The following is a 26,855-nucleotide window of genomic DNA, read 5'->3' on the forward strand; positions in this document are numbered from 1 at the left end:
AATGGGCAACCTGGGTCGTTTCGAGTCCCTGGCGCGTCTCGGCTACGGCGCCCGCGGCGTCGTCTACGTGCTGGTCGGCTGGTTCGCCATGATGGCCGCGATCGGGGCCGGCCAGCTGACCGACACGAAGGGCGTGCTGCGCGAGATCCTGCAGCAGCCCTTCGGCAAGGCGCTGCTGGCGGTCGTGGCACTCGGGCTGGTCGGCCACGCGGTCTGGCGGGTCGCCCAGGCATGGTTCGACCTGGACGGGCACGGTACCAAGGCCAAGGGGCTGGTGGTGCGGAGCGGCCTCCTGGCGAGCGGGGCCATCCATGTCTCGCTCGCCGTCTTCGCGGTCTCCCTGGTGCTCGGCTGGCAGGGGCCGGGATCGGGAGGCGGCGGCGACGGAGCCCAGGACTGGACCGCCTGGCTGCTGTCCCAGCCCTTCGGCCGCTGGCTGGTGGGCGCCGTCGGCCTCGCCGTCCTGGGGGCCGCCGCCGGGCATTTCGTGAAGGCCTGGAAGGCGACCTTCCGCCGCTTTCTGCGGGCCGACCCGAAGGCGATGGAGATGATCTGCCCGATCGGCCGGATCGGCCTCGGCGCCAAGGGCGTCGTCTTCGTGATCATCGGCATCTTCTTCCTGACCGCCGCCTGGCAGTCCGACTCGTCCGAATCGGGCGGGCTCGGCAAGGCGCTGCAGATGCTCCAGGAGCAGCCCTACGGCGCGTGGGTGCTCGGCATTGTCGCCATCGGCCTGTTCGCCTTCGGCATCTACAGCGTGATCGAGGGAGTCTACCGCCGGATCGACTGTCCGGCGGTGCTCGCCCGCTTCAACGTCCCGGCCTAGGTCCCGGCCTGGCCGTCGCGCCGGTCAGGCGGCCGTCCGGGTCTCCAGGACGGGCGGATCGGCCGGCAGGGCGAGGGCGATCTTCTCGGCGACGACCTGCGCGGTGGCCGCGGAGAGCGTCCAGCCGAGATGGCCGTGGCCGGTGTTGTAGAAGACCCCCGGCCGCCGTCCCGCGCCGACGCGCGGCATCATGTCCGGCATCATGGGGCGGAGGCCGCTCCACGGCTCGACCCTCCCGGTATCGACCTGCGGGAACAGGCCCCGGGTCCAGTCGACCAGCGGCCGGATCCGGTCGGCGCGGATGTCGCGGTTCTCGCCGTTGAACTCCGCCGTGCCGGCGACGCGCAGGCGGTCGCGCCCCAGCCGGCTGGTGACGATCTTGGCCTTGTCGTCCAGCAGGCTGACCCAGGGGGCCGCCGCGCGGCTGGCGTCGTCGTCGAGATGGACGGTGATCGAGTAGCCCTTGACCGGATAGATGTTCACCCGGTCGCCGACCATGGCGGCGAACTTCCGGCTGGCGACGCCGGCGCAGATGACGACGCCGTCGGCCACCATCTCGTCGCGGGACGCGCGGCCCGTCCCGTCGGCGCCGGACCAGACGACCTTGACGCCGGTGTCCACGTGCTCGATCCGCTCCACCGCGGCATCGTGGACGAAGCGGACGCCGTAGCGGACGCACGCCTTGGCAAGGCCGCGGGTGAACTTGTGGATGTCGCCGGTGGCGTCCGACGGGGTGAAGAAGCCGCCGTGGAAGTCGCCGGGCAGCGCCGGCTCGATGGCGCGGATCTCCTCCGGAGTCACCGGGCGCCGGTCCAGCCCACCCTCGACCAGCATTTCGTTGACGCGGGCCGCATGCTCGAAGCCCTGGCGGTCGCGGTAGAAGTGCAGGATGCCGCGGGTCTCCAGGTCGAAGTCGATGCGCTCCTTCTCCGCCATGGCGAACAGGTGGCGCCGCGCTTCGATGGCGAGGCGGGTGGTCGCGACCGTGTTGGCGCGGTAGTGGCGGATGTTGCCGACGAACTCGGCCATCCACGAGTATTTGTGCCAGTTGGGCGACGGGTTCATCAGGAGCGGCGCGTCGCTTTTCAGCATCCAGGCGAGGCCCTTGACGACCGTGGACCAGTGGTTCCAGACCTCCGCGTTGCTGGCGGAAAGCTGGCCGCCGTTGGCGAACGAGGTTTCCATCGCGGCGTAGCGCTGACGGTCGAACACGGTGACGGCGTAGCCCTTGCCGGCGAGGGCGTAGGCGGTGGTCACGCCGGTGATACCGGCGCCGATGACGGCGATGTGGCGCATGAGTGTTTCTCCGGTGCGCATGAGGGCAATGGGGACCGGGCGACGGCCCGGTCCGGCTTTCCCCATCTGTCGCTGTACCTGAGAGCTTGCCCCGATGCTCCGCGGAGCGCCGGGCTTCCCCTTCGGTGGGCATCACCGGCTGCTGGCAGCCGGCCGCCTCTCTCCAGATCGTCCAGCCATGCGGTCCCTTGTGCCTGAGAGTTTCCTGGGGGGTTGCTCCGTCGGCGCCGACGCCGGCCTGGACCGCGTCGAACTCTCCCGCATGACAGTAACGGACATTTTCAAATATTCACTTCCGGGCTGACCTGTCAAGACGAGGATCGGAAAACCCTGGTCCCGAACGGTCGGCCCGCCGGCCGATTACTCCGCGGCGACCAGCCTGCCGTTGCCTTCCCGCGCGAAGTATTCGCGGCTCAACTTGACGATCACGGGCGACAGCAGCAGCAGCGAGATCAGGTTGGGGATCGCCATGAAGGCGTTCAGCGTGTCCGCGATCAGCCAGACGAGGTCGAGCTGCGCCACGGCGCCGAGGAACACCGCCAGAGTCCAGCAGATCCGGTAGGGCTTGGCGGACTTGGTGCCGACCAGGAATTCCCAGCATTTCTCGCCGTAGTAGGACCAGCCCAGGATGGTGGTGAAGGCGAAGACGGCGAGCTCGACCGACAGGAGGTACTGGCCGATCCCCGGCATCGCGGCCTCGAACGCCGACGAGGAGAGCACCGCCCCGGACTCGCCGCTGTTCCAGACGCCGGACACGACGATCGCCAAGCCGGTCATGGTGCAGACGATGATGGTGTCGATGAAGGTGCCCATCATGCCGACCAGGGCCGAGCGGACCGGGCTGCGGGTGGTGCCGGCCGCCTGGGCGATGCCGGCGGTGCCGAGGCCCGCCTCGTTGGAGAAGATGCCGCGGGCGACGCCGTAGCGCATGGCCGCCCAGACCGCGGCGCCGGCGAAGCCGCCGCTGGCCGCGACCGGGGTGAAGGCGTGGGTGAACACCAGGGAGATCGCCTCGGGCAGCCGGTCGGCGAAGACCACCAGGACGAACAGGGCGCAGAGCACGTAGCTGACGCACATGGCCGGGACCAGCGCCTCCGCCACCCGGCCGATCCGCTTGATGCCGCCCAGGATGACGGCGCCGGTGACGACGGTCAGCACGATGCCGGTAAGCCAGACCGGCACGCCGAAGGTGTTCTCCGCGACCCCGGCGATGGCGTTGGCCTGCACCATGTTGCCGATGCCGAAGCCGGCGAAGCCGGCGGTCAGCGCGAAGGCCACGCCCAGCCAGCGCCAGCGCGGGCCGAGGCCGTTCTTGATCGCGTACATCGGCCCGCCGACATGCTCGCCCTTTTCGTCCACCTCGCGGTAATGGACGGCCAGAAGGACCTCGGCGTACTTGGTCGCCATGCCGACCAGCGCGGTGCACCACATCCAGAACAGGGCGCCCGGGCCGCCGAGGGCTATGGCGGTCGCGACGCCCGCGATGTTGCCGGTGCCGACCGTCGCGGCCAGCGCCGTCATCAGGGCCGCAAAGGGGCTGATCTCGCCGTCCTCCGCCGAGCCCGCCTTGCGGCCCTGCCAGACGAGCCGGACGCCGTAGCCGATCTTGGCGAGCGGCATCAGCTTGAGCCGCACTTGCAGGAACAAGCCGGTGCCCAGGATCAGCACCAGCATGGGGACACCCCAGACAACGCCGTTCAAGGCGTTGAGGCTTTCGGTGAAAGCTTCCACGTTTCCTCCGACTGAATCTTTGTTCTGTTTCTTTGTTCAGTGTACCGGGAAGGCCGGGCGGACCTGCGGGCGACCTGGATCGCCGGCCCGGAACCGGTCTTCGTTAACCAGAATTCAGCAAACGCCGTGCCACTCCGGAAAACGCTGTGTTTCGGCGCTTTCCGGGGCGGCTTTGAGGCTTCGGGATGTATGCGGAGGTTTACGCTCGTGCGAAGCCGGGAGGTCGGGGCTTTGGAAATCCCTGAGGGATCAGAGACTTGTTCCGGCTGTATGCAAGGGCTTACAGCGTAAACGAAAACGTACAGGGAGATCCGGCCCGGCTACCGGCGCAGATGCCCTGCTTTCACAAACCTTTCCACGTCTGCGCGGATCGACTGTATCCAGACCCCTTCGTTCGCGGCATAGGCACCGGGCTTTCCGTTCAGCTTGCCCGTCCTCTCGAAGCCGGCACGGTGCAGCCCCACGACTCTCCAGCCCTGCGCGGAGAATACCGGGCTGCCGGAACTGCCGGGTTCCGTGGGGGCACGGTAATGCAGCAGGCAGCGGCCATGCCGGCTGGGGCGCCCGTGAGGCTGCCCCTCGTGATCGAGCAGTTCGTTGTCCTGAATGGAGAAGCTCAGGTCGCTTCCCCGGGGATAGCCGATGATGTAGACCCGCTGGCCTTCCACCAGGGATGGCAGATTCGTCGAGACAGGACAGGGCTCGACCCCGCGCGGCACCGCGTCCAGACGAAGCAGGGCGGCGTCCAGATCCTCGGGAGGTGAACTCCAGACCATTTCGGTCACGCTGTACCGCGGAGCGGAGAAATTGGGCTCGGCCAGGGCCTCGAAACTGATTTCCGCCTCGTCGCACCTCAAGGCTTTCGGTTCCATGGGATCGTCGGTCACCACGTGGGAGTTGGTCAGCAGGAACTTCTCGTCGCCGAGGGACTCGTGCAGGTCGCTACCGCGCAGCAGGAAGCCGGTCCCCTGTCCCTTTCCATCAAGGGATTGTATCTTGGCGACCGCCCGCGCGCGCGCGATCCCCTCGCACATCCAGCGATAGGTGGCGGCACCGCTGCTGCCCAGGACCAGCTCGAAGGCGCTCGGATCGGCCGCCTGCATTCCCTTCACCTGATCGGGCGAGAGGCTGATGCGGCCGTTCTCGCGCCGGAGCAGTTCGGCCCGGAGCACATGGAGCAGCGCGCCGCCTCGCCCGCCATAGGCCCCGAGGTCCCATACCTCGGTGAGCTGGCGCAGGGTGCCGGCGATGGCGAAGGCGTCCACGTCCTGCGCGGCCAGGTACTTGCCGAGCCAGCGTTCCGCCCCGGGCCAGTCCTCCAGCGCGATGCAGGCCTCGGCGGCGGTGGCGTAGTCCCAGGCGGGCAGTTCCTCCGCCCAGCACTGGCCGATATGGTCCCTGATGCGGGCGGCCATCTGCGCGGCGTCGGGCGCGTCCGGGACCCGGATGCCGTCGCGCTCGGCGCGGCGCAGCAGGGCGACCACGTTGACGCCGTGCCAGACCCGCTCCGCGTCGGCCTCGTAGATCCTGTTGTACCATGTGACGGCCTGACTCAGCGCCGACTCGCCCATGCCCAGCCGGCTGCCCCGGGCCTCGACGAAGATCTGCTTGTAGGTGCGGCCGAGCAGTCCGCATGTCTCCGGATACTCGTCCCCGTCGTTCCGGGCGCGCTCCTCCAGCCGTTTCAGCAGATCAAGGGCGGGGATGAGTTCCCCCCGGTCGATCAGAGCCTGGGCGTATTGGCGGTATACGAGGTGCGAGTCGCAGCCCATCCGGATCATCGCGTCGGCGAACCTTTGCAGGGTGCCGAAGTGCCGCCAGCGCCGCAGTTCCCCGAGAACCCTCTTGACGAGGGGCATGGCCGGCGGGTCCGACTGGCGCCGCAGATGGGCGACCAGGGTCTCGGCCGCCTCGTCCAGCCGTGCGGCATCCAGGTTGCGGGCCGCGTCGAGGACGTCATCGACCATTTCCGGCAGGTCCGGCGGTTTGGGAAGCCCGGTTGTCGCTGGGGTCATGGACGTTCCTTCGTCGGGTAGGACGGATGGCGGGCCGACGCCTGATGCGCGTCGGGCGATCATCATCCAGGCTGCGTTTCATCCGACGCTATATTCTTTCCAGGGAGTTTTCCACCAATCGATCCTCCTTTGCGTGTGCTGCGCTGTCCCGTCACGCGTCTGGTGGCGGGGAAAGCCGGTCAGCCGCAGAGACTGTCCGCCAAGCTCGGCCCTGCGGCGGCGAGCGCGCGGAGGGTGGGATGGGCGCTGCCCGGCTTGGCGGCGGAAACGACGCCCGGGGCCGGCCGAACGCCGGGACGGAGCCGGCCAGCGACGTCGAGCCGAGGAGCGCGGACAGGTCGGAGGTCAATAGTTCAATCTCCCGCGCAAGGTCATCATCGGTCATCTTTCCGGACGGCGCCGCTGGCCGCGCGGCTGCGGATCGGGGCGCGCCGGGCTCCGGGGACGCCTGCGGTGCCGGTTCGGCGGGCTTCGCCGGAGCGGGCGCGGAAAGCTCGGAGAGCGTGGACGGTACGGAAGGTGCCGAAAGGTCATCATCGGTCATCATGGCGGCGTCGCCGGTCTCCTCCGCCGCGGGTTCCCGCGTGGAGCCGGGACGGAAGCGGAGGGGGTCGAGTTCCTCCTCCGGGTCGGCGGCGAGTTGTTCCAGATCGGCGTCGGGATGGGGCCGGTTGTCGAGGCAGCCGTTATAATGGTGGGTGATCCGCTTGTCCTGGATGACACCGCACAGCTTCAGGCCGAACTCGACGGCGCGGAGCGCCACCCCCAGGCGCTTCGTCTCCAGGGCGTCTTCGATAATGCGGGCCACTTGCCGGTCAGCTTGGTCGAGGCGCGCCTGATGGTCTGCCCTCCGGGCTGCCCGGATCTCGTCGATCCGCACCCGGATTTCCGGCTGGCGCATCAGGAAGGCGCCCCGCTGCTTGGCGCCGTTCCCCGAATAGCCCGCCTGCCGCGCCGCCTCCGCCCCGCCGACGCCGCCGGCCATGGCGTGGCAGAAAGCTTCCTGGCGCGGGGTCAGCAGCGGCCGGGAGGATGCGGCCGGCCGGGGCTTGGGGGTGGGTTCGGCGGGGGCTGGGGCGGACATGGCGGGGGCCTTTCGGGACGCGGAAGAGGTAGTGGATTATTATCCTATAATCCTGACTATAATCAAGCCAAACATCTCGCGTCGGTCCGATCGCGTCCGCCGGCCGCGTGGCATGGCGCGGCGGAAGAATCCGCTTGTCTTCAAAGCAGCGGTCGCAAGGCCAGATGCCCGCCCAGCGCCAGCAGTCCCAGGAAGAAGCAGCGCCGGAAGGTTTCGGGCCGCACAAGGGTCCGCACTCGCTGGCCGAGGGCCATTCCGGCAAGCGCCGGGACCAGGGCCAGCAGCGACGCTCCGGCCACGGCCCCGTCGAACGCGCCGCCTTCCGCCAGCCCCGCCGCCATCGCGACCGTGGAGGTCAGGAAGGACAGGCCGAGCGCCTGGACCAGATCGTCCCGACGAAGCTCCAGCGCCTGGAGCCACGGGACCGCCGGGATCACGAACACGCCGGTGGCGGCGGTGACCGCGCCGGTGGCGGCGCCGACCAGGAGCGAGAACCGCCCTTCCACCCCGTGGGGAACCGTGAACCGCGCCCGGGAAAGCCCGAAGCACGCATAGGCCAGCAGGGCGACGCCCAGCGCGGCGGCCGCATGGTCCGCTTCCCCGCCGGCCATCAGCCCCGCGCCGGCCAGGGTCGCGGCCCAGGTCCCGATGCAGATGCCGACCAGCATCGGCCAGAGCCGCCGAAACAGCGTCCTGAAGCTGGGACCCGCCGCCAGTTGCCAGACGTTGGTCACCAGGGACGGCACCACCAGCAACGCCGCGGCTTCGGCGGGCGGCATGACCAGACCGAGCAGGCCGATGGCGACCGTCGGCAGGCCGAGCCCGATGACTCCCTTCACGAAGCCGGCGATCAGGAAGGCGATGGCGGCGATGATGGTGATGGTGGTGGTGAACATGGGCCCTCCGGCTGTGCGCGGCCTGCGCGGCCGGTGTGTCCTGTATGCCCTGTGCGGCCTTGCGCCGAAATTGACGGTGCCAGGCATCCGCCGCAATGTGGGAGTCACGGTGGCAGCCTTCGGATGAGCCGAAGCCTGCCGGTCCAGCCCCGGAGGGAGCCCCCATGCGCTTCGACCTGACGGACCTTCGCTTGTTCCTGCGGGTCGCGGAGTCCTCCAACATCACGAGGGGGGCCGAACAGGCCGGTCTGGCCCTGGCGTCTGCCAGCGCCCGAATCCGCGCGATGGAGGAGGAGCTGGGGGTTCCGCTGCTCGAACGCGGGCGGCGCGGCGTGCGGACGACGCCCGCCGGCCAAGCGCTCGCTTTCCATGCCCGGACGGTGCTGGAGCAGATGGAGCGGATGCGGGGAGAGCTGGGCGCCTACGCGCGCGGGCTGAAGGGGCATGTGCGGCTGTGGGCGAATTCCGCCGCCGTGGCCGAGTTCCTGCCCGATCCGCTGGCGGGCTTCCTTGCCGCCAACCCGCATATCGACATCGACCTGGACGAGAAGCCGAGCCCCCGGATCGTCGAGGGCGTCGCGGAAGGCTTGGCGGATATCGGCATCGTCGCGGACGGCGTCGATGTCGGAGATCTGGAGACCCGCCCGTTCCGGATCGACCGGCTGGTGGTCGTGGCCCCTCCCGACCATCCGGCCGCCGCGTTTCGGCAAGTGGCATTCCGCGAGATCGTGGACGCGGAGTTCGTCGGCCTGGGCCGGCACAGCGCCTTGCAGGAGCATATCCGGTGCCACGCGGCGCGCATGGGGCGGACGCTGAAACTGCGCGTCCGGATGGGCGGCTTCGATGCGGTCTGCCGACTGGTGGCCCAGGGCGTCGGACTTGGCGTGGTGCCGGAGATGGCGGTGCGGCGGTGCGCGGCGAACCTGCCGATCCGGGTGATCGGCCTGACGGATGCGTGGGCGCTGCGGCACCTGACGATCTGCCTGCGCCGGTTCGACCAGCTTTCCCCGCAGGCACGGTTGCTGGTGGAGGCGTTGGGGGTGTGTGGGGACTGACGAGCGGGGTGAGCGCACTTTTCGAAACGGCCGGGGAAAACCGTTCGGAGATCGACCGGGTTATACGAGCCGCTCGCATCTCCTCAGGGAGCGCTTAGGGGAGATAGTCGCTATCGCAATCCGGGATATGGGTTGGCAACACTGGTACACCGTGATCTCCGCTGGAGGCCTGTATGGCTGAACACTTCCGGGATGGTTCAGTTCTTCCCGGCCGGATTGCCGGGATTGCCGTTGGTCCGTTATCCTGATCGTGAGAGCTACGGAAGCGGCGGGGACAACTGCCATGAGCACCGAAGGAAGGCACGAGACGATACTCCCTTTCCGAATCGCCCGACTCTCCCTCTCCTGTGCGGTGGCGGCGCTGATGGCGGCAGGAGGCGCCGCGGCCCAGCAACGCCCTCCGCCGCTCAAGCTTTCCCGGGATGTCGTCGTCACCTACCGTTATGTGATGGACGGCTAGGCACTGGCCGCCGCCGCAGGCATCAACCCCAATTCCATGGTCGGCCAAGCCATGCGCGAGATGGCGGATGTCCAGACCCGCACCCTGCAGCAGGCTTCGACCGGCCGGATCCGTTCCGAGAATGCCGGACTTGTCCAGATCGTCGATCCCCGGAGCAGGCGAAGCTGGCAATTCGACACGTCCCCCGACGCTCCCGGCGGGCGCGTCGTATTCGTGAGCGAGGGGGAGGACGAGGTCGGCATGCAGCTCGAGGAGGTAGCACAGGATCCCCAATTCCTTGTGCGCCGGGAGGCAGGCACCGACATGGTGGCGGACCAAGCCTGCACCAATTGGCGCATCCAGCCCTGCGATGACGACTCCATGGTATGGATCTCCTGCTTCGCGGCCGACGGCCTCGCCCTGCGCGTCAAATTGTAGAGCGAGGGCATGACATCCGTTCAGGAGGCGACGCAGGTCGAGTATGGCCCGATCGACGCGGCGCTGTTCTCGCCGCCGGCGGACTGGCCGGTGCAACCCGCCATCGAGTAGCCTGCGGGCAGCTTGTACGGCATTCTATCCAAATCTATGCTACAGGGGAGCCGTATGGATGACGGGCGGGGAGACGGTTGAATGCCTGATGGACGATGGCCGGTCCGAGGCCAATCAGGTTGGGAGCCATGAGGAGTCCAGGCACCCAGCCAAGCCTGAACTCGCGATGGTCGGCCATCCGGCAAAGGACTATCCCCGAACACACGGAAATTCAAATAATACTACCGTCTTCGCAAATGTCTTTCCGAACCGTCTACTTTAATTTTTGCTGAAGGCTCGTTCCGAATATTTCATTTATGAATTCAAACATCAAGCTCATCACGGTTCTGACCATAAGTTTATGTTGAGAGTGCCTTCAGTGCATCTTCAACTATATCGAATCGGTTCCGCCACTCGGCCATCCCGAACCATTGGCAGTCATGTTCTTTCGTCCCCGGCCTCATACGCTTTTTATACGAATACAGGTGCGCACCGCGGCCGTTGACATGTGCCCCCTTCGCAACTTGGGCACGGACTACATCACCAGGTATGATGTAAAAATCTACATAGCGTCGCATCGGGATATCCTCACGTCCGTCGCGCCTCCGTCCGAGGGGGCGAGGGTCAAGAATGGCTCCGATATCCACAGCGATTTCGATGTCGAAGTTCAGATCTGCGGCCTCCGGGCGGTTCGCCGTGTGTGCCCAGCCAATCGAGTCGACATAAGTGCCTCCCTTCACCTGAACGCGCAGTCGATCGCCAACTAGAATATCGTACCCAGGCATGTTCCGGCGTATCTCATCGGCATCGACAACCGGCATTATTTTCGCTGCGGGCGCCAGCATGGCCATCGTCGCGTCCATAGCCAACGTCCTGCTTACATGATGTCTTTCGTTCCGACCGAATTCATTTGATTTTCCAGTGCCGATTTCCTGCAACACTGCCGAGTTCAAGCGTTGGACAATGGCTTCACTGGGGCGCCACAGAGGGTTAGCAATGCTGATCATGGTCATGATGCTTCAGGTCATTAAAACTGGTAAATGAGGTTTTGCGGTGGGATGGAACCGAAAGGTAGTTCGACTCCCCCGTTGGAAGGATCGCGAGCGGGTGCGTCGAACGGTTTCGGCGCGCTTGGATCGCATTTGAGCATACCAGACTGAGCAAGTTCTTCTTGCAACGCTCGCCAATCGATTTTTGGCGATCCGTCCCGGTGTCTGAGCCAGCCTACTGCGGCATCATCCGGTCCCTGGCCGAATTGCGTGACAAGTCGATGCCAGAGATCATACACAGCACGGTTCCCGAGGTTGGTGACTTGTGCCTCCGAATACTGCCACCAGCAAAGCCATCGAAATGCTGAGCATGCATAAGTTGGTTTGAATGTGAAGAATCCGTCATAATATGGACTGTGAACGACTTTTAGAGCCCCAAGGAGGCCTGTTTCAGATACTTCTGCACCAACCCACAGGCGCCGTCGAACCTTGGTTTGCGTGTATGTTGACATATCGCGCCAAGCATCCCACGGTGGAGCATTGTGCCAGGAACGAGACCCAGGCATTGCATGTGTTTCGTCGGCCGGTCGCCCCAAAGCAGTTCTCACATGTGCCGCCGCGCCGTCGGCAGACGCAATAAACCATTCTTTCGTGTTATTACCTGTCTTGAACGGGCGGAGTCCAACATGAGCGGCTTTTTCCGCTTGGTTCAGCGCCGAGCCGTTTGTGTAGCGCCAGAGCGCGATGCAGGTCAACTCTCGCGGCGTCTGGCTTCGCGCCTGTCGAAACCGGATTGGCCATCCAGAGTCCTTCCCAACCTTTACAAGGTCCGGCCGTCCAGTGTCTTGGAGGATGTAAATTACTCTGTCAGCCATAAAGAACTCCTTACATAAACTGTCTTCAGAGGGTTGTCTATCGATAGCTGTATAGAAGCATGATCCGCTTTCCATTAACATAATGAACTTGGCAGGATACAGAGGGTCCGATCTATACAGCCCCCCTTTCAAATTCTAAGATTGTATAACGCGTATCAAATGCGCGTTTTGGCGGAGATGGAGCGCTTTGCCTCGCTCCGAAGCTCCCGGAGCCGCCGTTCAGGCGGACTCGGGGCGTGATCATGCTGCAATCAGCAACTTGAGCAGGCAGATCAGGTTGTAGGCGGTGGCCGTCAGAGTGAACATCCATCCGAGATGGGCAGTGCCACGATGACCCGTTTTGCGTAGCCCGGCTCCCCCATCCAGCTGAAGACCTCCTCGCTCCGCTTGCGAATACGAAGGCTGATAGCGTAGCCGAGATGGCGCCTTGCAGGAGCATATCCGCCGCCCCGCGGCACGCATAGGGCGGACGCTGAAACTGCGCGTCCGGATGGGCGGCTTCGATGCGGTCTGCCGACTGGTGACCCAGGGTGTCGGCCTTGGCGTGGTGCCGGAGATGGCGGCGCGGCGGAGCGCGGCGAACCTGCCGATCCGGGTGATCGGTCTGACGGACGCATGGGCGCTGCACCACCTGATGATCTGCTTGCGCCGGTTCGACCAGCTTTCGCCGGGGTTGCGGCTGCTGGTGAAGGTGTTGGGGCATGTGGGGACTGACGCGGATTTTGGCGGAAGCCGGGATGGTCATCCGAGATGGCCGCCGCTTTGACGATGAGCCGGCCTTTGACGAGTCCCCTGGTGAGGCGGTAACCCGATGTCCCTGTTGAAACTTGTGTAAGAATACACAATATTCTTCGCCAACAGGCGGCATGAGGAGTATTGTATACAAATGTATGCAATATAGGGGGCCGCGACGGTAACAAGCAGGGAAATCATAAAACGCCTGATGGACGATGGCTGGTACGAGGCCAATCAGGTCGGGAGCCATAAGAAGTTCAAGCATCCGACCAAGCCTGGATTCGTGACGGTGGCCCATCCGGCAAAAGACTATCCCCCGAAAACGCTGAGATCGATGGAGACGCAGGCAGGGATCAAGCTCCGGTGAAGACCGGAGCCATCCTGATCCTGCTGGAGGAGCAAGAATGTCTGTCAGGTACTTCCCCGCAATTGTCGAACAAGGCAGCGACGGGTTCTATGTATCGTTCCCAGACGTGCCCGGTTGTGTCTCGCACGGTGCCACGCTGGAGGAGTTGGCGGCCAACGCCGAAGCGGCTCTTGCCCTGCACCTAGCGGAGAGCGCCGAGGATGGCCGGGACCTTCCGGTACCTTCGGCGCTGGGCGATACTCCGGTCGATCCGGACGAACCCGAGGTATGCCGTCTGCTGGTGCGCGCCGAACTGCCCGGCAAGTCGGTCCGGATCAATATCAGCATGGACGAGGGCCTGCTTACAGCCATCGACGCGGAGGCGAAGCGGCGCGATACCTCGCGGTCGGGGTTCCTGTCGGCTGCGGCCCGCCGCGAACTCGGTCGCTGATGACGGGCGCTTGAGCGATTTCCGACCAGTTTGGACCGCTCCGGTCCATGCAGCCTGCCGTTCCATTCGCCGCGATGCGTTGGGCCAAGGCCCAACGCATCAGCTCGGCTATTGCGGCAGCGTCAACCCGCCCTCGGGCAAGGTCCGGTCTGATCCACTCTCAAAGTGCCATCTTCATCTCGATAGAGTCGTACTCGGCGCGCAACCCGTCATGATCATCGATCAGACCGGCCGAGATCAGCGCCGTGACATCCTGATGGACATTCTTGTAGTCACGGTTGAGCGCCTTCGACAGGCTCCGGATGCTGGTTTCCGGGTTGCGGTGAAGATGCCGCAGGATTTCCAGACGCTTGCTGGTCAGAACCTGCGTCAGTCCCTCCCAGGACTCGAAAGTGATATGAGCCTCTTGAACCGCTTCCCCAGCTTCATGCCGGCGTAGGGCATCCTTGATCGAGCCAGCCTCCCGCGCGAGATCGACCCCGACATGAATCTCCAGCGTGCTCACAGCTTTCCCTCCCGTATCGCAGTCACATCGGCCATGAAATCATCAATCATCCTGTCGAGATCCGTGAATGGATAAGACAATTCATCTTCGCGGATGTGTTTGTGATCGCCCTTGCCCCGCTCATTGTCGTAACCGACCAGCCGCACACCATCGCGGCCATAAAACAGGCTGTATTTGTATTTGTGCCGGCTGGCCATGACCGGCGACGGCACCGACCAGATCCGGATTTGAAGGATCCCACCGTCGTCATAGATGACCTTGCGGTCGATCAAGGGGCGCGCCTTGCTCATCCCTGAACTTCTATCAGGATTTTCCTATGGCTTCAATAACCATATGGCGAGATACACCATAACGAACAATCGGCAAGATACGCTGCGTTGGCGCGAGGATGCCGTGATTGCCCGCGTGGATGATGCTGGACGGCGAGCCCCTTCCCGATCACCAAGCCTTGCTGCATTGATCAAGTTCATCGAATGCATCTTGGTAAGATGCTGCCTCCGGAATGCCTTGCATGCCGGTACGTCGGTTTCCAACTCCTACAGGAGGGTTGCCGATTTGGGGACTCTGTACCGCGCGAGTTGCTTGAAGTTCTTTCGCTCCGCGTAGGTCGTCCTTCGCCCGCAAGGGCGAACGCGGACACCCTGCATCAACGTTCCGGAATGGGCGTCGGCGTCGGCCTTCGGCCGAGGCCGACCTACGATGCAACCGGGCTGGGTGTTGATCAGCCGCCGCCGGGCTTCGGCTCCTCCTCGATCCGCGCGCTCAGGGTATCGCGCGCGCCGTTGCGCTCCACGGTGAGCGTCACCGACTCGCCGACGCGCTTGAGGCCGACATGGTTGCGGACCTGGGTGGCGCTGCGGACTTCCGCCCCGTCGATGGCGATCACCACGTCGCCGCGCCTCAGTCCGGCGCGGTCGGCGGGGGAGCCGGGTTCGACCTCGGCGACGATGGCGCCTGATGTCGAGCGGGTGCCGAGGGCCGCCGCGATGTCGGGCGTCAGGTCCTGGACGGAGATCCCGATCCGGCCGCGCCGGACCTCGCCGTACCGGATGATCTGGTCCATGACGGTCCTCGCCATGTTGGCGGGCACGGCGAAGCCGATTCCGACATTGCCGCCGCTGGGCGCCAGGATGGCGGTGTTGATCCCGACCAGCCGGCCTTGGAGATCGACCAGCGCGCCGCCGGAATTGCCGGGGTTGATCGAGGCGTCGGTCTGGATGAAGTCCTCGTACCCCTCGACCCGCAGGCCGCCGCGGCCGAGGGCGCTGACGATGCCCGAGGTGACGGTCTGGCCCAGACCGAACGGGTTGCCGATGGCGACGACGTAGTCGCCGACCTCCAGCGCGCCGCTGTCGCCGAACGGTACGGCCTGGAGGTCTCCCAGGGAGCCGCCCTGGGAGCCGCCCTGCGTGCCGTCGCCCGGCACGATCCGAAGCACGGCGATGTCGGTTCCGTGGTCCCGCCCGACCAGCCGGGCCTCGAAGCGGCGGTTGTCCTTGGTGGTGACCTCGATCGACTCGGCCTCCGCGACCACGTGGCTGTTGGTCAGCACATAGCCCCGCCCGGCATCGACGATCACGCCGGAGCCGCTGGAGAAGGTCCGGCGCGGCGGCTGCGGCGGGCGTTGCGGCTGCGGAAGGTCGGGCAGATCGAAGAAGCGCCGGAAGAAGGGGTCGTTGAGCAGCGGGTTCAGGGCCTGCGCCCGGCCCGTCACCGCGACGTTGACGACGCCGGGCGTCACCTCGCGGAGCATCGGGGCGAGCGTCGGCGTTCCCGGGACCGGGGAGGTGTCCGGCGCCGGGACCGCGCACCCGCCGACCGCCAGGGCGGCGGAAAGGCCAAGCGCCAGGGCGAGCGCGATCGGGGGGCTTGCTGCGGGCATGTCGGGCACACTCCTGCTCGGCTTGCGGTTCCGGACTTCCCCTCTGGGTCAGGCGGGGCGGGCCATCCTGAGAACGGTCGTGGCAAGGATCTGGGCACGGGCAAGCAGGGAGGGAACCTCGATATACTCGTCGGCGGTATGGGCCTTGCCGCCGACCGGGCCGGTGCCGCACAGGGTGGGCGCTCCCAGGCTGGCGGTGAAGCCCGAATCGGCGCAGCCGCCGGTGAACTCGCCGGAGATCGGGTGGCCCAGCTCGGCCGCGACGGAGAGGTAGACGCCGGTCACCGCCTCGCTCTCGGGCGTCGGCACCAGCGGCAGGAACTCGCTCAGCAGGGTCGCGCGCGAGCGGGTGCCGGGCACCTGGACCTCCGCCATGATCCGCTCCACCGAGGCGACGAGATGGTCGCGCTGGTCGTTGGTCACGTAGCGGGTGTCGATCTCGCCCCGGGCGTGGGGGGCCGTGGTGTTGTGGGACTGGCCGCCGCCGGCCAGGCCGACATTGACGGTGATGCCCTCGGGCACGCGGGTCAGGCCGTGCAGGGCCAGGATCTTGTGCGCCATCTCCCCGATCGCGCTGGCGCCGTCGGTGAAGTTGACCCCGGAATGGGCCGCCTTACCCGTCACCTCGAAGGTGAAGTGCAGGCCGCCCTTGCGCCCGGTCACCACGTTGCCGGATACGCGCCCCGGCTCGGCGTTGAAGACCGCGCGGGCCTTCCGGGCTTCCCGCTCGATGAAGGGCCGGGAGGCGAGCGAGCCGATCTCCTCGTCCCCGGTCATCAGGGCGACCAGCGGGACGCCGGGCGCGAACTGTTTGAAGGCCGCCATGACGAAGGCGTTCATGACCAGCCCGCCCTTCATGTCGGCGACTCCGGGGCCGTAGGCCCGGCCGCCATCGATGCGGAAGGGCCGGCGCGACGCCTCGCCCTTGGGGAACACGGTGTCGCGGTGGCCCATCAGCAGGATGGCCGGGGCGGCGGCGTCCCGGTCCGTGCCGGCATGATCGGGGCCGGCATGATCGGGAACCGTGGCCATGCGCATCACGTCGCCGCGCTCCGCGACGGGCTCGGTGCGGACGGCGATTCCGGCGGACTCGAAGAATTGCGCCAGCCGCGCGCCGACCGCGTCCACGCCGGGCTTGTCGTAGGAGCCGCTGTCGATGTTCACCAGCTCGGCCAGCAGCGCCAGCATGGCGGGTTCGCGCTCGGCCAGCCAGGCCCGGATCTCGTGTTCGTTCGCGTCCTTCATGATGCTTCCCTGATTCGTTTCACGGTGGCCCGGCTGAGCGCCTGGGCCGTCTCGATCGCCGGACCGGCGAATTTGCGGGCGTATTCCTCCGGCGTCCATTCCGCCAGCGAGCCCGCGATATGGACCGCCGCGACCGGGTTGCCGCCGGAGTCGATCACGGCGGCGCCGATCACCACCTCGCCCAGCAGCACCTGCTCCGCCGTGACCGCGTAGCCCTGGCGCCGGACGGCGGCGATCTCCTCCAGCAGGAGCTTTGGATCGACCAGCGTCTTGGGCGTCAGCGGGGACAGGTCGGAGCGCGCGACGATGTCGGCCGCGCGGGCGGGCTCCAGCTCCGCCAGGATCGCCCGGCCGCCCGCGGTGCAGAAGGTCGGCACCCGGCGGCCGACCAGCGAGGCCGCGAAATATTCCCGCTCGCTCTGCTGCCGGATCGCGTAGATCACGCTGGTGTCGTCGAACAGCGACAGCTTGATGTGCTGCCCGGAGAACCGCCGCAGCTCGATCAGCACGGGCGTCGCCGCCTCGATCAGCGGGTTGGAGCGGAGATAGTTGTAGGTCACCTCCAGCAGCCGCTTGCCCAGGCCGTAGCGCCGCGTTTCCGGGCATTTCTCCAGGTATCCCGCGAGATGGAGCGTGTGGGCGAAGCGCTGGGCGGCACTCTTGTCCACGCCGCAGCGGGTCGCGATCTCCGTCAGCCCGAGGAAGCGGGTCCCGCCGTCGAACGCCTGGAGGACGCGTAGCGCCTTCTCCACCGACTGCACCAGCAATGCGTCCCGCGTCATGGATCCTCCGAAGGGCCGATTATTGGGGTTGCCCGCAATCAATATACGGTATTAAATGATCACAAATCGGTATCGCCCTGCAATACGCAATCTCGTGGCGACCCGAAAAGGCAACGGACGGAAAACGTCCCGGGGAGACTTCATCGGCATGCGCACAGCAAGCAACGGAGGGAGACCGAAGATGAAAACTCGTACTGGCCTGCTCGCGGCGGCCCTTCTGGCGGGCACCGGCCTGCTCACCCAGCCGGCCCTGGCCGGAAAATCCGACAACAGCGTCCACCTCGCCTACGACCAGGCTCCCGAGAGCGTCGATCCCTTCTTCAACAATGTCCGGATCGGCGTCATCATCGGCCAGCATGTCTGGGACACGCTGATCTACCGCGACCCCGATACGGGCGAGTACAAGGGGCAGCTCGCGAAGTCCTGGCGGCAGGTCGATGACCGCACGCTGGAATTCGACCTGCGCGAGGGCGTCAAGTTCCACAACGGCGAGGAATTCGACGCCGACGACGTGGTCTATACGCTGAACTTCGTTTCCAAGCCGGAAAACGGCGTCACGACCCAGCAGAACGTCGCCTGGATCGAGAAGGCGGAGAAGCTGGACAAGTACAAGGTCCGGGTGACGACCAAGCAGGTCTTCCCGGCCGCGGTCGAATACCTGTCCGGCCCGGTGGTCATGCACCCCAACGAGTATTACGCCAAGGTCGGCCCGCAGGGGCAGAACCAGAAGCCGGTCGGCACCGGCCCGTTCCGCGTGGCCGCGCACGAGATGGGCAAGTCGATCACGCTGGAGAAGAACCCGGACTACTTCAAGGATTCGCCCAAGAAGCAGGGGCCGATCGAGACGGTCGAGATCCGCTTCATCCCCGACCGCCAGACCCAGATGGCCGAGGTGCTGTCCGAGGGCGTCGACCTGATCATGCACGTGCCCAAGGACCAGGCCGACCAGATCGAGATGGTGCCGCACCTGAAGGTCGTCAGCGGCGAGACGATGCGCATCGTCTTCATGCAGATGAACACGCTGGAGGGCACGCCGGCCCCGGCCCTGAAGGACGAGCGGGTGCGCCGGGCGATCATCCACGCGATCGACCGCGAGACCATGGTCAAGGAGATCGTCGGCGCCGGGTCGCGGGTGATCCACACGATCTGCTTCCCCGAGCAGTTCGGCTGCACCGACGAGGGCGCGCCGCGCTACGAGTACGACCCGGCGAAGTCGCGGCAGCTGCTGAAGGAGGCCGGCTTTCCCAACGGGATCGAGCTGAACATCGTGGCCTACCGGGAGCGCAACCAGACCGAGGCCATGATCGGCTATCTCCAGGCCGCCGGGATCAAGGCGAACCTGAACTTCCTGCAATACGCGGCCATGCGGGAACAGATCCGAAGCAACAAGGCCATGCTGACGCACCAGACCTGGGGCTCGTTCTCGGTCAACGACGTGTCGGCCTCGACGCCGGTCTATTTCAAGTTCGAGAGCGACGACATCACGCGGGACCCGGAGGTGCGCGACCTGCTCCAGAAGGGCGACACCAGCGTCGATCCGGAGACGCGGAAGGAAGCCTACGGCAAGGCGCTGGCGCTGATCGCCGAGCGGGCCTACGCGGTGCCGCTCTACTCGCTTCCCGTCTACTACGTCGCGGCCAAGGACCTGGAGTTCAAGGCTTACGCCGACGAGATGCCGCGCTTCTGGGAAATGACCTGGAACTGAGGCCCCTCCTTCGGGCGGGGCGCCGGCTCAGGACCGGACGGGGTCGCGGCCCCGCCCGGCTTTCTCAGAACCCGGCTTTCGCAGAAAAGGACCTCGACGTGGCACTCTTCATCCTCAAGAGGCTCGGCCTCGCGCTGCTCGTGGCGCTCACGGTCTCGATCATCTCCTTCATCCTGCTGCGCACCTCGGGCGACGCCGCCATCGCGATCGCCGGCGAGGGCGCCCGCGACATCGATATCGAGGCGATCCGGCAGGCCTATGGGCTGGACCGGCCGCTGGCGGTGCAGTACCTGATCTGGCTGGGGCAGACCCTGGGCGGCGATTTCGGGCAGTCGCTCTATTTCAAGACCGACGTGGTCGACCTGGTGCTCGCCAAGGCGCCGGTGACGCTGATGCTGGGCCTGCTGTCGCTGGGCTTCGCGCTGCTGGTCGCGGTGCCGCTGGGCGTGCTGGCGGCGGTCTTCGCCAACAGCTGGATCGACCGGGCGGCGCTGGCGATCGCCGTGTTCGGGCAGGCGATGCCGAACTTCTTCTTCGCGCTGCTGCTGGTCATGCTGTTCTCGATCACGTACCGCTGGCTGCCGGTCTCCGGCTCGGGGAGCTGGCTGCATTTCGTGATGCCGACGGTGGCGCTGGGCTACTACGCGGCGCCCGCCTTCATGCGGCTGGTCCGGGCCGGCATGGTCGAGGTGCTGTCGGCCGACTATGTGCGGACGGCGCGCGCCAAGGGCCTGCCGACCCGCATGGTCGTGTTCAAGCACGCGCTGCGCAACGCCATCGTGCCGGTGGTCGCCCTGTCCGCCGTGCAGCTGGGATACCTGCTCGGCGGGTCGGTGGTGATCGAGACCATCTTCGCCCTGGATGGGCTGGGGTTCCTCGCCTACCAGAGCATCACCCACAAGGACTTCCCGGTGATCCAGGCCGTGGTGGTGATGCTGTCGGTGATCTACGTGCTGCTCACCCTCCTGGGAGACATCGCCAATGCCTGGCTCGATCCGCGGATCCGGGTGGCCTGAGCCATGACCGGAACAGCATTTCCCCCCACGGCCGCCGCCCCCGCGAGCGTCGCCGCCGTGGCCGAGCTGAGCGCCGGCGCCCGGCTGCGCCGGCGCATGTTCGGCCAGAAGAGCTTCGTCTTCGGCGTCGGGCTGCTGCTGGTGATCGTCGCGGTGGCCCTGCTGGCGCCGGTGCTGGCGCCGCACGACCCCTATGCCCAGAACCTGTCGCAGCGCATGGTCCCGCCGTTTTGGTACGCCAAGGGCAGCTGGGAACACCTGCTCGGCACCGACAACCTGGGCCGCGACTATCTCTCCCGCCTGCTCTACGGCGCCCGGATCTCGCTGCTGATCGGCCTGTCGGTGATGGTCATCTCCGGCCTGATCGGCACGACCATGGGGCTGCTGGCGGGCTATTTCGGCGGCAAGGCCGACCTGATCGTGACCTTCCTGATCACGACCCGGCTCGCCATGCCGGTGATCCTGGTGGCGCTGGCCGTGGTCGCCATGGTCGGCGGCTCGCTGCCGGTGGTGATCCTGGTGCTGGGCCTGCTCAAGTGGGACCGCTTCGCGGTGGTGATGCGGAGCGCCACCCAGCAGGCCCGCGCGCTCGACTACGTGACGGCGGCGGAGGCGGCAGGCGCCTCGACGCCGCGGATCATCCTGGGCGAGATCCTGCCCAACGTGTTCCCCCAGCTGATCGTCGTCGCCACGCTGGAGGCGGCGAGCGCCATCCTGCTGGAGGCGGCGCTGTCCTTCCTCGGCCTGGGCGTGCAGCCGCCGCTGCCGTCCTGGGGCCTGATGATCTCGGAGGCGAAGACCTACATGTTCTTCTCGTTCTGGCTGATCGCGATACCGGGAACCCTGCTGGCGCTGCTGGTGCTGTCGATCAACCTGGCGGGCGACGGGCTGCGCGACGTCGTGGCGCCGGAAGGACGGGGCTGACCATGACCGTGGAACGCCCCATCCTGGAGGTCGAGAACCTGTCGGTCGATATCAGGACCGCCGGGGGAACCCTGAAAGCCGTCCGCGACGTGTCGTTCTCCGTCGGGCGCGGCGAGACGCTGTGCCTGGTCGGCGAGTCCGGCTGCGGCAAGTCGGTCACCTCGCTCGCCATCATGGACCTGCTGCCCCGGGCGGCGACCCGCCGCGTCTCGCGGCTGGCGTTCGACGGGGTCGATCTCGCCCGCAGCGGCAAGGGAGCGGTCAACGCGCTGCGCGGCAACCGCATGGCGATGATCTTCCAGGAGCCGATGACCGCGCTGAACCCGGCCTACACGATCGGCGACCAGCTGACCGAGGGCTATCGCCGGCATAAGAAGGCGGGTGCCGCGGAGGCCCGCGAGCGGGCGGTCCGGCTGCTGGAGAAGGTCGGCATCGCCGCGGCCGGCGACCGGCTGGGCCAGTATCCGCACCAGCTCTCCGGCGGGCTGAGGCAGCGCATCATGATCGCCATGGCGCTGATGTGCGGCCCCGACCTGGTGATCGCCGACGAGCCGACGACGGCGCTGGACGTGACCATCCAGGCGCAGATCCTGCGGCTGCTCGCCGAGTTGCAGCGCGAGTTGGGCATCGCCCTCGTCCTGATCACCCACGACCTGGGCGTGGTCGGGCGGATCGCCGACCGGGTCGCCGTGATGTATGCCGGCGAGGTGGTGGAGAACGGCACGGCGGCCGAGATCTTCGCCCGCCCGCGCCATCCCTATACCCAGGGGCTGATGGACTGCATCCCGCTGCCGGGCCGGACCAAGCCCGGCGAGCGGCTGGGCGTGATCCCCGGCGTGGTCCCGTCGCTGGTCGGCGGGATCGAGGGCTGCCCGTTCCGCGACCGCTGCCCCCACGCCCGGCCCGTCTGCGCCGAGGCCCCGCCCGTGAAGACCCGGGGCGACCACGCCTGGCGCTGCATCCTGGAGGACGCATGACCGCGATGATGGAAACCCCGCTTATCGAGGCGAGGGGAGTCACCCGCTCGTTCCGGGTCGGCGCCGGCCTGTTCAACCGGAAGCGCACGCTCCACGCCGTCAACGGCATCGACCTGACCATCCGCAAGGGCGAGGTGCTGGGGATCGTCGGCGAGTCCGGCTGCGGCAAGTCCACCCTGGCCCGCATCCTGCTGGGCCTGCTGCCGCCCTCGACCGGGACGATCAGCTTCCAGGGGCAGGAGCTTTCGACGCTGGACCGGCGGGCGGTGGCGCGCCAGGTGCAGCCGGTGTTCCAGGACCCCTACTCCTCGCTGAACCCGCGGCGGCGGATCGCCTCCATCGTGTCGTTCCCGCTCGACGTCCACGGCATCGGCACCTCGGCCGAGCGGCGGCGGCGGGCGCTGGAGATGATGGACCTGGTCGGCCTGCCGGCGCGCTTCGCCGACCGCTTTCCCAGCGAGCTGTCGGGCGGCCAGCGCCAGCGCGTCGCCATCGCGCGGGCCTTGGTGATGAAGCCGGAGATCGTGGTCTGCGACGAGCCGACCTCGGCGCTCGACGTCTCCGTCCAGTCGCAGATCCTGAACCTGCTGCTGGACCTGCGGCGCGAGCTGAACCTCACCTACGTCTTCATCAGCCACAACCTGGCCGTGGTCGAGCACATCGCCACCCGGGTCGCCGTGATGTATCTGGGCCGCGTCGTGGAGCTGGCGGACACCGCCGAGCTGTTCGCGGACCCGCGCCACCCCTACACCAGGGCGCTGCTGGCGTCGATCCTGACGCCGGAGCCGGGGCTGGGCATTCCGGAGACGGGGCTCGGCCTGGCCTTCCCCGATCCGCTGAACCCGCCGTCGGGCTGCGTCTTCCATCCCCGATGCCCCAACGCCTTCGGCCCCTGCCCGACCGTCGTGCCGCGCGCGCTGGGGCAGCACCCGGCGGGCCTCGTCGCCTGCCACCTGCACGATCCGGACTACAACGACACCGCCGCCACCAACGCCAACAACAACCAGGGAAACCGCCCGTCATGAGCCGCGACGCCGCCATCGCCCGTGCGACAGACTATTTCGATTCCGGCGCCTTCCGCACGGACCTCGCCCGCCGCGTCGCCCTGCGGACGGAGAGCCAGGACCCGGAGCGGACGCCCGCCCTCGACGCCTATGTCGAGGAGGAGATGCGGCCGGCGCTCGAAGCCCTGGGCTTCACCTGCGACACCGTCCGGCACGCGCGCGCCGGGGGGCCGTTCCTGATCGCCGAGCGGATCGAGGACCGGTCGCGCCCGACCGTGCTGGGCTACGGCCACGGCGACGTGATCCGGGGCCTGGACGACGGCTGGAGCGAGGGGCTGTCGCCCTGGGAGATGCGCGAGGTCGGCGACCGCTGGTACGGCCGCGGCGTCGTGGACAACAAGGGCCAGCACTCGATCAACCTGGGCGGCCTGAAGGCGGTGCTGGAAACCCGGGGCAAGCTGGGCTTCAACGCCAAGTACCTGATCGAGATGGGCGAGGAGACCGGCTCGCCGGGCCTGCGGGAAGTTTGCGCCGAGCACCGCGACCGGCTGGCCGCCGACGTGCTGATCGCCTCCGACGGGCCGCGGCTGTCGGCGGAGCGGCCGACCGTCTTCCTCGGTTCGCGCGGGGGCGTCACCTTCGACCTGTGGATCGACGCGCGGGACGGCGGGCATCATTCCGGCAACTGGGGCGGTCTGCTGTCCAACCCGGGCATCCAGCTCGCCCACGCCATCGCCAGCCTGGTCGGCCCGACCGGCCAGATCCGCGTGCCCGAGCTGGTGCCGGCCGAGGTGCCCGCGAGCGTGCGCCGGGCGCTCGCCGACTGCGAGGTGGACGGCGGGCCGGACGGCCCCGCCGTCGAGCCGTGGTGGGGCGAGCCCGGCCTGACCCCGGCCGAGCGGGTGTTCGGCTGGTGCTCGCTGGAGGTGCTGGCCTACGAGACCGGCAATCCGAAGACGCCGGTCAACGCGATCCCGCCGCGGGCCTGGGCGCGCCTTCAGCTGCGCTTCGTCGTGGGGGTCGATGCGCAGGCGGTGCTTCCCGCCGTGCGCCGGCACCTGGACCGGCACGGCTTCCCGATGGTCCGGGCGGAACTGTCGCGCGAGGAGATCTTCCGGGCGACGCGGCTCGATCCCGAGGACCCCTGGGTGACCTGGGCCGTGGACTCGATCGCCCGGACGACGGGGAAGAAGCCCGCGATCCTGCCCAACCTGGGCGGGTCACTGCCGAACGACACCTTCTCCGAGATCCTCGGCATGCGGACCGTCTGGGTTCCGCACTCCTATCCGGCCTGCTCCCAGCATGCGCCGAACGAGCACCTGCCGGTGGCGATCGCCCGGGAAGGCCTGGCGATGATGGCCGGTCTGTACTGGGACCTGGGCGAAGCCGAGGTGCCGGCCCGCTGACGGCGGCGGCCGAATCTCCGAGGCCGATCCCTTCGGGTGTTGTGGCCTCAGAGATCCAGCGTCAGCTTGTCGCCGCCGCCGGCGGATCGGTCGGCTGGGACCCCGCTGCAGATCAGTGCTACGTCCTCCGTGACCTTGGCTTGGATCGGGTGTTCGTAGGTGACCTTGCCTGACAGGATCCTGGTGGCGCAGGTGCCGCAGCTTCCGGAGCGGCAACTGAAGTCCGGCGTCAGGCCGACGGACTCGGCGAGGTCGAGAAGCGCGCCGGTTCCCGGCTCCCAAAGCGCCTCCTTGCCGGAGCGGGCGAAGACCACCGGCACGGCTTCCTTCGAGGGCGCCATCGGCTGTACCGCCGGCCCGACGCCCGTTCTCGCCAGGGACGCCGGCCCGAAGGCCTCCGCGTGGATGCGGTCGTCCGGCGTGCCGATGGCGCGCAGTCCGTCGTACAGGTCCCGCATGAACGCCGGCGGGCCGCACATGAGGAAATCGTAGCCGTCCAAGGGCAGGACCGCCCGCAGCAGCTCCAGGGTAATCCTCCCCGCCACGTCGTAGTCACGCCGCTCCACGGCGCCGGTGGGGTCGCCCAGCACGCGGATCAGGCGAACGGCACCGTCCGACCGCTCGACCAGTTCGGCGATCTCGCTGTCGAACGCCCGTTCGGCGAGGGTGCGCGCCGAGACGAACAGCCAGGTCGGACGGATGCGCCGCGTGCGCAGCCCCTCGTGGACCAGATGGCGCGCCATGGCGAGCAAGGGCGTGATGCCGATGCCCGCCGCCAGCAGGACGGCGGGCCGCCGCTCGGCGGCGTCGATCGTGAAGCCCCCCGCGGGAGCCCGCGCCTCGATGATGTCGCCGACCGAGAGGCGGTCGTGGAGATGCCGGGAGACCAGCCCCTCGCGCTTGACGCTGATCCGGTAGTTGCCGTCGGAGGGGGCGGTCGACAGGGTGTAGGTGCGCGTGACCGGCTCGGCGTGCCCGTCCGGCAGCACGCGGATCGGAAGATGCTGGCCCGCCAAGTGGGGAATGATGCCGTTGCCATCCGCCGGCTCGAGGTGGAAGGAGCGGATCACGTCGCTCTCGTCGATGAGCTTGGCGATCCGGAAGGGGCGCCAGCGCGAGCCCAGCGCCGCGGCGGCCAACCTTGACCTGGCCTCCTCCCAATCGCCGGTCATCAGGCTGTTGGGCGACCAGCCGTCCGGCAGCATCGCCCCTCTCAGGGCCAGCGCGCCGGGCCGGAAGACAACCTTGCGGGGCCTGAAGGTCCAGAGGCGTTCGGCGCCCTGGAACGCCGCGATCTCCTCGGACTCGAGGATCACCTCGGCGTCGCCCGTCAGATGCAGCAGGTCGCCGGTCTCGAAATCGGGAAAGACCAGTCCAGCCCTAGGGTTGAGCACGAAATTGCCCAGCGTGTTGAACTGGAGGTTCCCCGCGAAATCGGGGATCGTCAGCGACCCGTCGCCATTGACGCGGACGAAGCCGGCCTTGCCGCCGCGATGCGAGGCGTCGACATGGCGGCCGGCGGCGTCATCCATGTGGGAGGAGACGAAGAAGCTGTCCGCCGCCGCGATGTGCCGGCGGGCGCGGTCATCCAGCCCTTCGGTGACGACGGCGTCGGGCAGCGCGTCGGTATCGCCGGGGTCGCGGACGAAGGCGTTGTCGCGCTTCTGGATGTATTGCGGGCAATTGCCGAAGGATTGCTCGACGCGGACATCGAACCCGCCCGGACGGCTGCCGAAGATCCGGCCGTTCAAGCGGTTGCGGCGCCGGGTGTGCGGTTCGATTCCAAGCAACCCGATCGCGTCGCCGTCCTTCAGGTGCGCCAGGGCGGGATCGCGGCCGTCGCGCGGAGCCGTGACGGACAGGGTCCGGGGATCCGGACTGCCCATGAACCCGGGGTGTCCGGCCAGCAGGGTCACCCAGCCATCCCCGGCGGGATCGACCGAGCCCAGGACCACGAACGGCAATTGCCGAAAGAAGTCGCGGTGCTGATCGGGCATGTGGTCCCGGATCGCCCTGCCCTGCGGCGCCACGCGTTCGGCGACGCCGAGCAGGCGCTGGAGGCGGATCTCTCCGGGATGGAAGGGTGATGACGCGGATGCTGGATCGACCGACATGGTGAAGTCCCCCTTGAGGGTTGGCCGGG

Annotated in this window: 26 protein-coding genes, 1 pseudogene and 1 riboswitch; of the genes and pseudogenes, 14 read left to right on the forward strand and 13 right to left on the reverse strand. The window is 67.4% G+C overall.

The genetic code is table 11. The features are described from left to right. Position 1 precedes the first annotated feature (1 nt). Complete coding sequence (locus tag JL101_RS17295; protein WP_203097243.1) at positions 2-826, forward strand: DUF1206 domain-containing protein; 825 nt, start codon at positions 2-4, stop codon at positions 824-826. Between the two features lie 24 nt (positions 827-850). On the opposite strand, the gene JL101_RS17300 is transcribed toward JL101_RS17295, so the two are convergent. From JL101_RS17300 to JL101_RS17320, 5 genes are all read right to left on the reverse strand, one after another. After that, a complete protein-coding gene (locus tag JL101_RS17300) occupies positions 851-2,122 on the reverse strand; it encodes a D-amino acid dehydrogenase (RefSeq protein WP_228434915.1) in 1,272 nt (423 codons plus the stop codon). A 171-nt stretch (positions 2,123-2,293) separates the two neighbouring features. Continuing rightward, a riboswitch (glycine riboswitch) is annotated at positions 2,294-2,393 on the reverse strand. An 89-nt stretch (positions 2,394-2,482) separates the two neighbouring features. Next, positions 2,483-3,853, reverse strand: coding sequence for an alanine/glycine:cation symporter family protein (locus tag JL101_RS17305; protein ID WP_228434917.1), 1,371 nt, complete (start codon positions 3,851-3,853; stop codon positions 2,483-2,485). A gap of 320 nt (positions 3,854-4,173) precedes the next feature. Continuing rightward, the gene (locus JL101_RS17310) at positions 4,174-5,868 is read right to left on the reverse strand and encodes a serine protease (protein WP_203097241.1); all 1,695 of its coding nucleotides are present in this window, start codon (positions 5,866-5,868) and stop codon (positions 4,174-4,176) included. 151 nt (positions 5,869-6,019) lie between these two features. Then, positions 6,020-6,952: a terminase small subunit gene (locus tag JL101_RS17315; protein WP_203097240.1), complete on the reverse strand. Its 933-nt coding sequence runs from the start codon at positions 6,950-6,952 to the stop codon at positions 6,020-6,022. Between the two features lie 140 nt (positions 6,953-7,092). Next, positions 7,093-7,848, reverse strand: a complete 756-nt coding sequence (locus JL101_RS17320; RefSeq protein ID WP_203097239.1) for a sulfite exporter TauE/SafE family protein — start codon at positions 7,846-7,848, stop codon at positions 7,093-7,095. 164 nt (positions 7,849-8,012) lie between these two features. On the opposite strand from JL101_RS17320, the gene JL101_RS17325 reads away from it, so the two are divergent. The 4 genes from JL101_RS17325 to JL101_RS17340 all read left to right on the forward strand — a co-directional run bounded on the left by JL101_RS17325 (position 8,013) and on the right by JL101_RS17340 (position 9,891). After that, complete coding sequence (locus tag JL101_RS17325; protein ID WP_203097238.1) at positions 8,013-8,903, forward strand: LysR substrate-binding domain-containing protein; 891 nt, start codon at positions 8,013-8,015, stop codon at positions 8,901-8,903. 283 nt (positions 8,904-9,186) lie between these two features. Next, positions 9,187-9,363, forward strand: coding sequence for a hypothetical protein (locus JL101_RS17330; RefSeq protein WP_203097237.1), 177 nt, complete (start codon positions 9,187-9,189; stop codon positions 9,361-9,363). Between the two features lie 36 nt (positions 9,364-9,399). Then, a complete protein-coding gene (locus JL101_RS17335) occupies positions 9,400-9,780 on the forward strand; it encodes a hypothetical protein (protein ID WP_203097236.1) in 381 nt (126 codons plus the stop codon). Between the two features lie 9 nt (positions 9,781-9,789). Beyond that, on the forward strand, positions 9,790-9,891 hold the full coding sequence (locus tag JL101_RS17340) for a DUF4412 domain-containing protein (protein ID WP_228434918.1): 102 nt from the start codon (positions 9,790-9,792) through the stop codon (positions 9,889-9,891). A 338-nt stretch (positions 9,892-10,229) separates the two neighbouring features. On the opposite strand, the gene JL101_RS17345 is transcribed toward JL101_RS17340, so the two are convergent. Then, positions 10,230-10,883 (reverse strand): hypothetical protein, encoded by a 654-nt coding sequence (locus JL101_RS17345; protein WP_203097235.1) that lies wholly within the window; start codon positions 10,881-10,883, stop codon positions 10,230-10,232. Positions 10,884-11,974: 1,091 nt separating this feature from the next. Further along, a pseudogene (locus tag JL101_RS17350) lies at positions 11,975-12,159 on the reverse strand (IS5/IS1182 family transposase); the annotation flags it as partial. 2 nt (positions 12,160-12,161) lie between these two features. On the opposite strand from JL101_RS17350, the gene JL101_RS17355 reads away from it, so the two are divergent. The 3 genes from JL101_RS17355 to JL101_RS17365 all read left to right on the forward strand — a co-directional run bounded on the left by JL101_RS17355 (position 12,162) and on the right by JL101_RS17365 (position 13,266). Then, positions 12,162-12,500 carry a LysR substrate-binding domain-containing protein gene (locus JL101_RS17355; protein WP_203097234.1) on the forward strand — a complete coding sequence of 113 codons (339 nt, stop codon included), beginning with the start codon at positions 12,162-12,164 and terminating at the stop codon, positions 12,498-12,500. Between the two features lie 165 nt (positions 12,501-12,665). After that, the gene (locus JL101_RS17360) at positions 12,666-12,836 is read left to right on the forward strand and encodes a type II toxin-antitoxin system HicA family toxin (RefSeq protein ID WP_228435502.1); all 171 of its coding nucleotides are present in this window, start codon (positions 12,666-12,668) and stop codon (positions 12,834-12,836) included. Positions 12,837-12,873: 37 nt separating this feature from the next. Next, entirely contained in the window at positions 12,874-13,266 is a 393-nt protein-coding gene (locus JL101_RS17365) for a type II toxin-antitoxin system HicB family antitoxin (protein WP_203097232.1), read from the forward strand. 160 nt (positions 13,267-13,426) lie between these two features. On the opposite strand, the gene JL101_RS17370 is transcribed toward JL101_RS17365, so the two are convergent. From JL101_RS17370 to JL101_RS17390, 5 genes are all read right to left on the reverse strand, one after another. Then, positions 13,427-13,771, reverse strand: coding sequence for an HVO_A0114 family putative DNA-binding protein (locus tag JL101_RS17370; RefSeq protein WP_201079003.1), 345 nt, complete (start codon positions 13,769-13,771; stop codon positions 13,427-13,429). Then, the gene (locus JL101_RS17375) at positions 13,768-14,061 is read right to left on the reverse strand and encodes a toxin-antitoxin system TumE family protein (RefSeq protein ID WP_201079001.1); all 294 of its coding nucleotides are present in this window, start codon (positions 14,059-14,061) and stop codon (positions 13,768-13,770) included. Before JL101_RS17375 ends, JL101_RS17370 begins: the two co-directional genes overlap by 4 nt. Positions 14,062-14,492: 431 nt before the next feature. Continuing rightward, a complete protein-coding gene (locus tag JL101_RS17380; RefSeq protein ID WP_203097231.1) occupies positions 14,493-15,653 on the reverse strand; it encodes a trypsin-like peptidase domain-containing protein in 1,161 nt (386 codons plus the stop codon). A gap of 48 nt (positions 15,654-15,701) precedes the next feature. Then, a complete protein-coding gene (locus tag JL101_RS17385; protein WP_203097230.1) occupies positions 15,702-16,898 on the reverse strand; it encodes a M20 family metallopeptidase in 1,197 nt (398 codons plus the stop codon). Continuing rightward, positions 16,895-17,680, reverse strand: a complete 786-nt coding sequence (locus JL101_RS17390; protein WP_203097229.1) for an IclR family transcriptional regulator — start codon at positions 17,678-17,680, stop codon at positions 16,895-16,897. Before JL101_RS17390 ends, JL101_RS17385 begins: the two co-directional genes overlap by 4 nt. 181 nt (positions 17,681-17,861) lie before the next feature. Between JL101_RS17390 and JL101_RS17395 the strand changes: the two genes are divergently transcribed. The 6 genes from JL101_RS17395 (at position 17,862) to JL101_RS17420 (ending at position 24,712) form a co-directional block, all read left to right on the forward strand. Then, on the forward strand, positions 17,862-19,385 hold the full coding sequence (locus tag JL101_RS17395) for an ABC transporter substrate-binding protein (RefSeq protein ID WP_203097228.1): 1,524 nt from the start codon (positions 17,862-17,864) through the stop codon (positions 19,383-19,385). A 98-nt stretch (positions 19,386-19,483) separates the two neighbouring features. Further along, entirely contained in the window at positions 19,484-20,401 is a 918-nt protein-coding gene (locus tag JL101_RS17400) for an ABC transporter permease (RefSeq protein WP_203097227.1), read from the forward strand. A gap of 3 nt (positions 20,402-20,404) precedes the next feature. Then, the gene (locus JL101_RS17405; protein WP_203097226.1) at positions 20,405-21,325 is read left to right on the forward strand and encodes an ABC transporter permease; all 921 of its coding nucleotides are present in this window, start codon (positions 20,405-20,407) and stop codon (positions 21,323-21,325) included. Between the two features lie 2 nt (positions 21,326-21,327). Then, entirely contained in the window at positions 21,328-22,302 is a 975-nt protein-coding gene (locus tag JL101_RS17410; RefSeq protein WP_203097225.1) for an ABC transporter ATP-binding protein, read from the forward strand. Continuing rightward, positions 22,299-23,327 (forward strand): ABC transporter ATP-binding protein, encoded by a 1,029-nt coding sequence (locus JL101_RS17415; protein WP_228434920.1) that lies wholly within the window; start codon positions 22,299-22,301, stop codon positions 23,325-23,327. Before JL101_RS17410 ends, JL101_RS17415 begins: the two co-directional genes overlap by 4 nt. Continuing rightward, positions 23,324-24,712, forward strand: a complete 1,389-nt coding sequence (locus tag JL101_RS17420; protein WP_203097224.1) for a M20 family metallopeptidase — start codon at positions 23,324-23,326, stop codon at positions 24,710-24,712. The genes JL101_RS17415 and JL101_RS17420 overlap by 4 nt, the downstream gene beginning before the upstream one ends. A 47-nt stretch (positions 24,713-24,759) precedes the next feature. On the opposite strand, the gene JL101_RS17425 is transcribed toward JL101_RS17420, so the two are convergent. After that, positions 24,760-26,826 (reverse strand): 2Fe-2S iron-sulfur cluster-binding protein, encoded by a 2,067-nt coding sequence (locus JL101_RS17425; RefSeq protein WP_203097223.1) that lies wholly within the window; start codon positions 26,824-26,826, stop codon positions 24,760-24,762. Positions 26,827-26,855 lie beyond the last annotated feature (29 nt).

The organism is Skermanella rosea (genome assembly GCF_016806835.2).
Taxonomy (GTDB): Bacteria; Pseudomonadota; Alphaproteobacteria; order Azospirillales; family Azospirillaceae; genus Skermanella; species Skermanella rosea.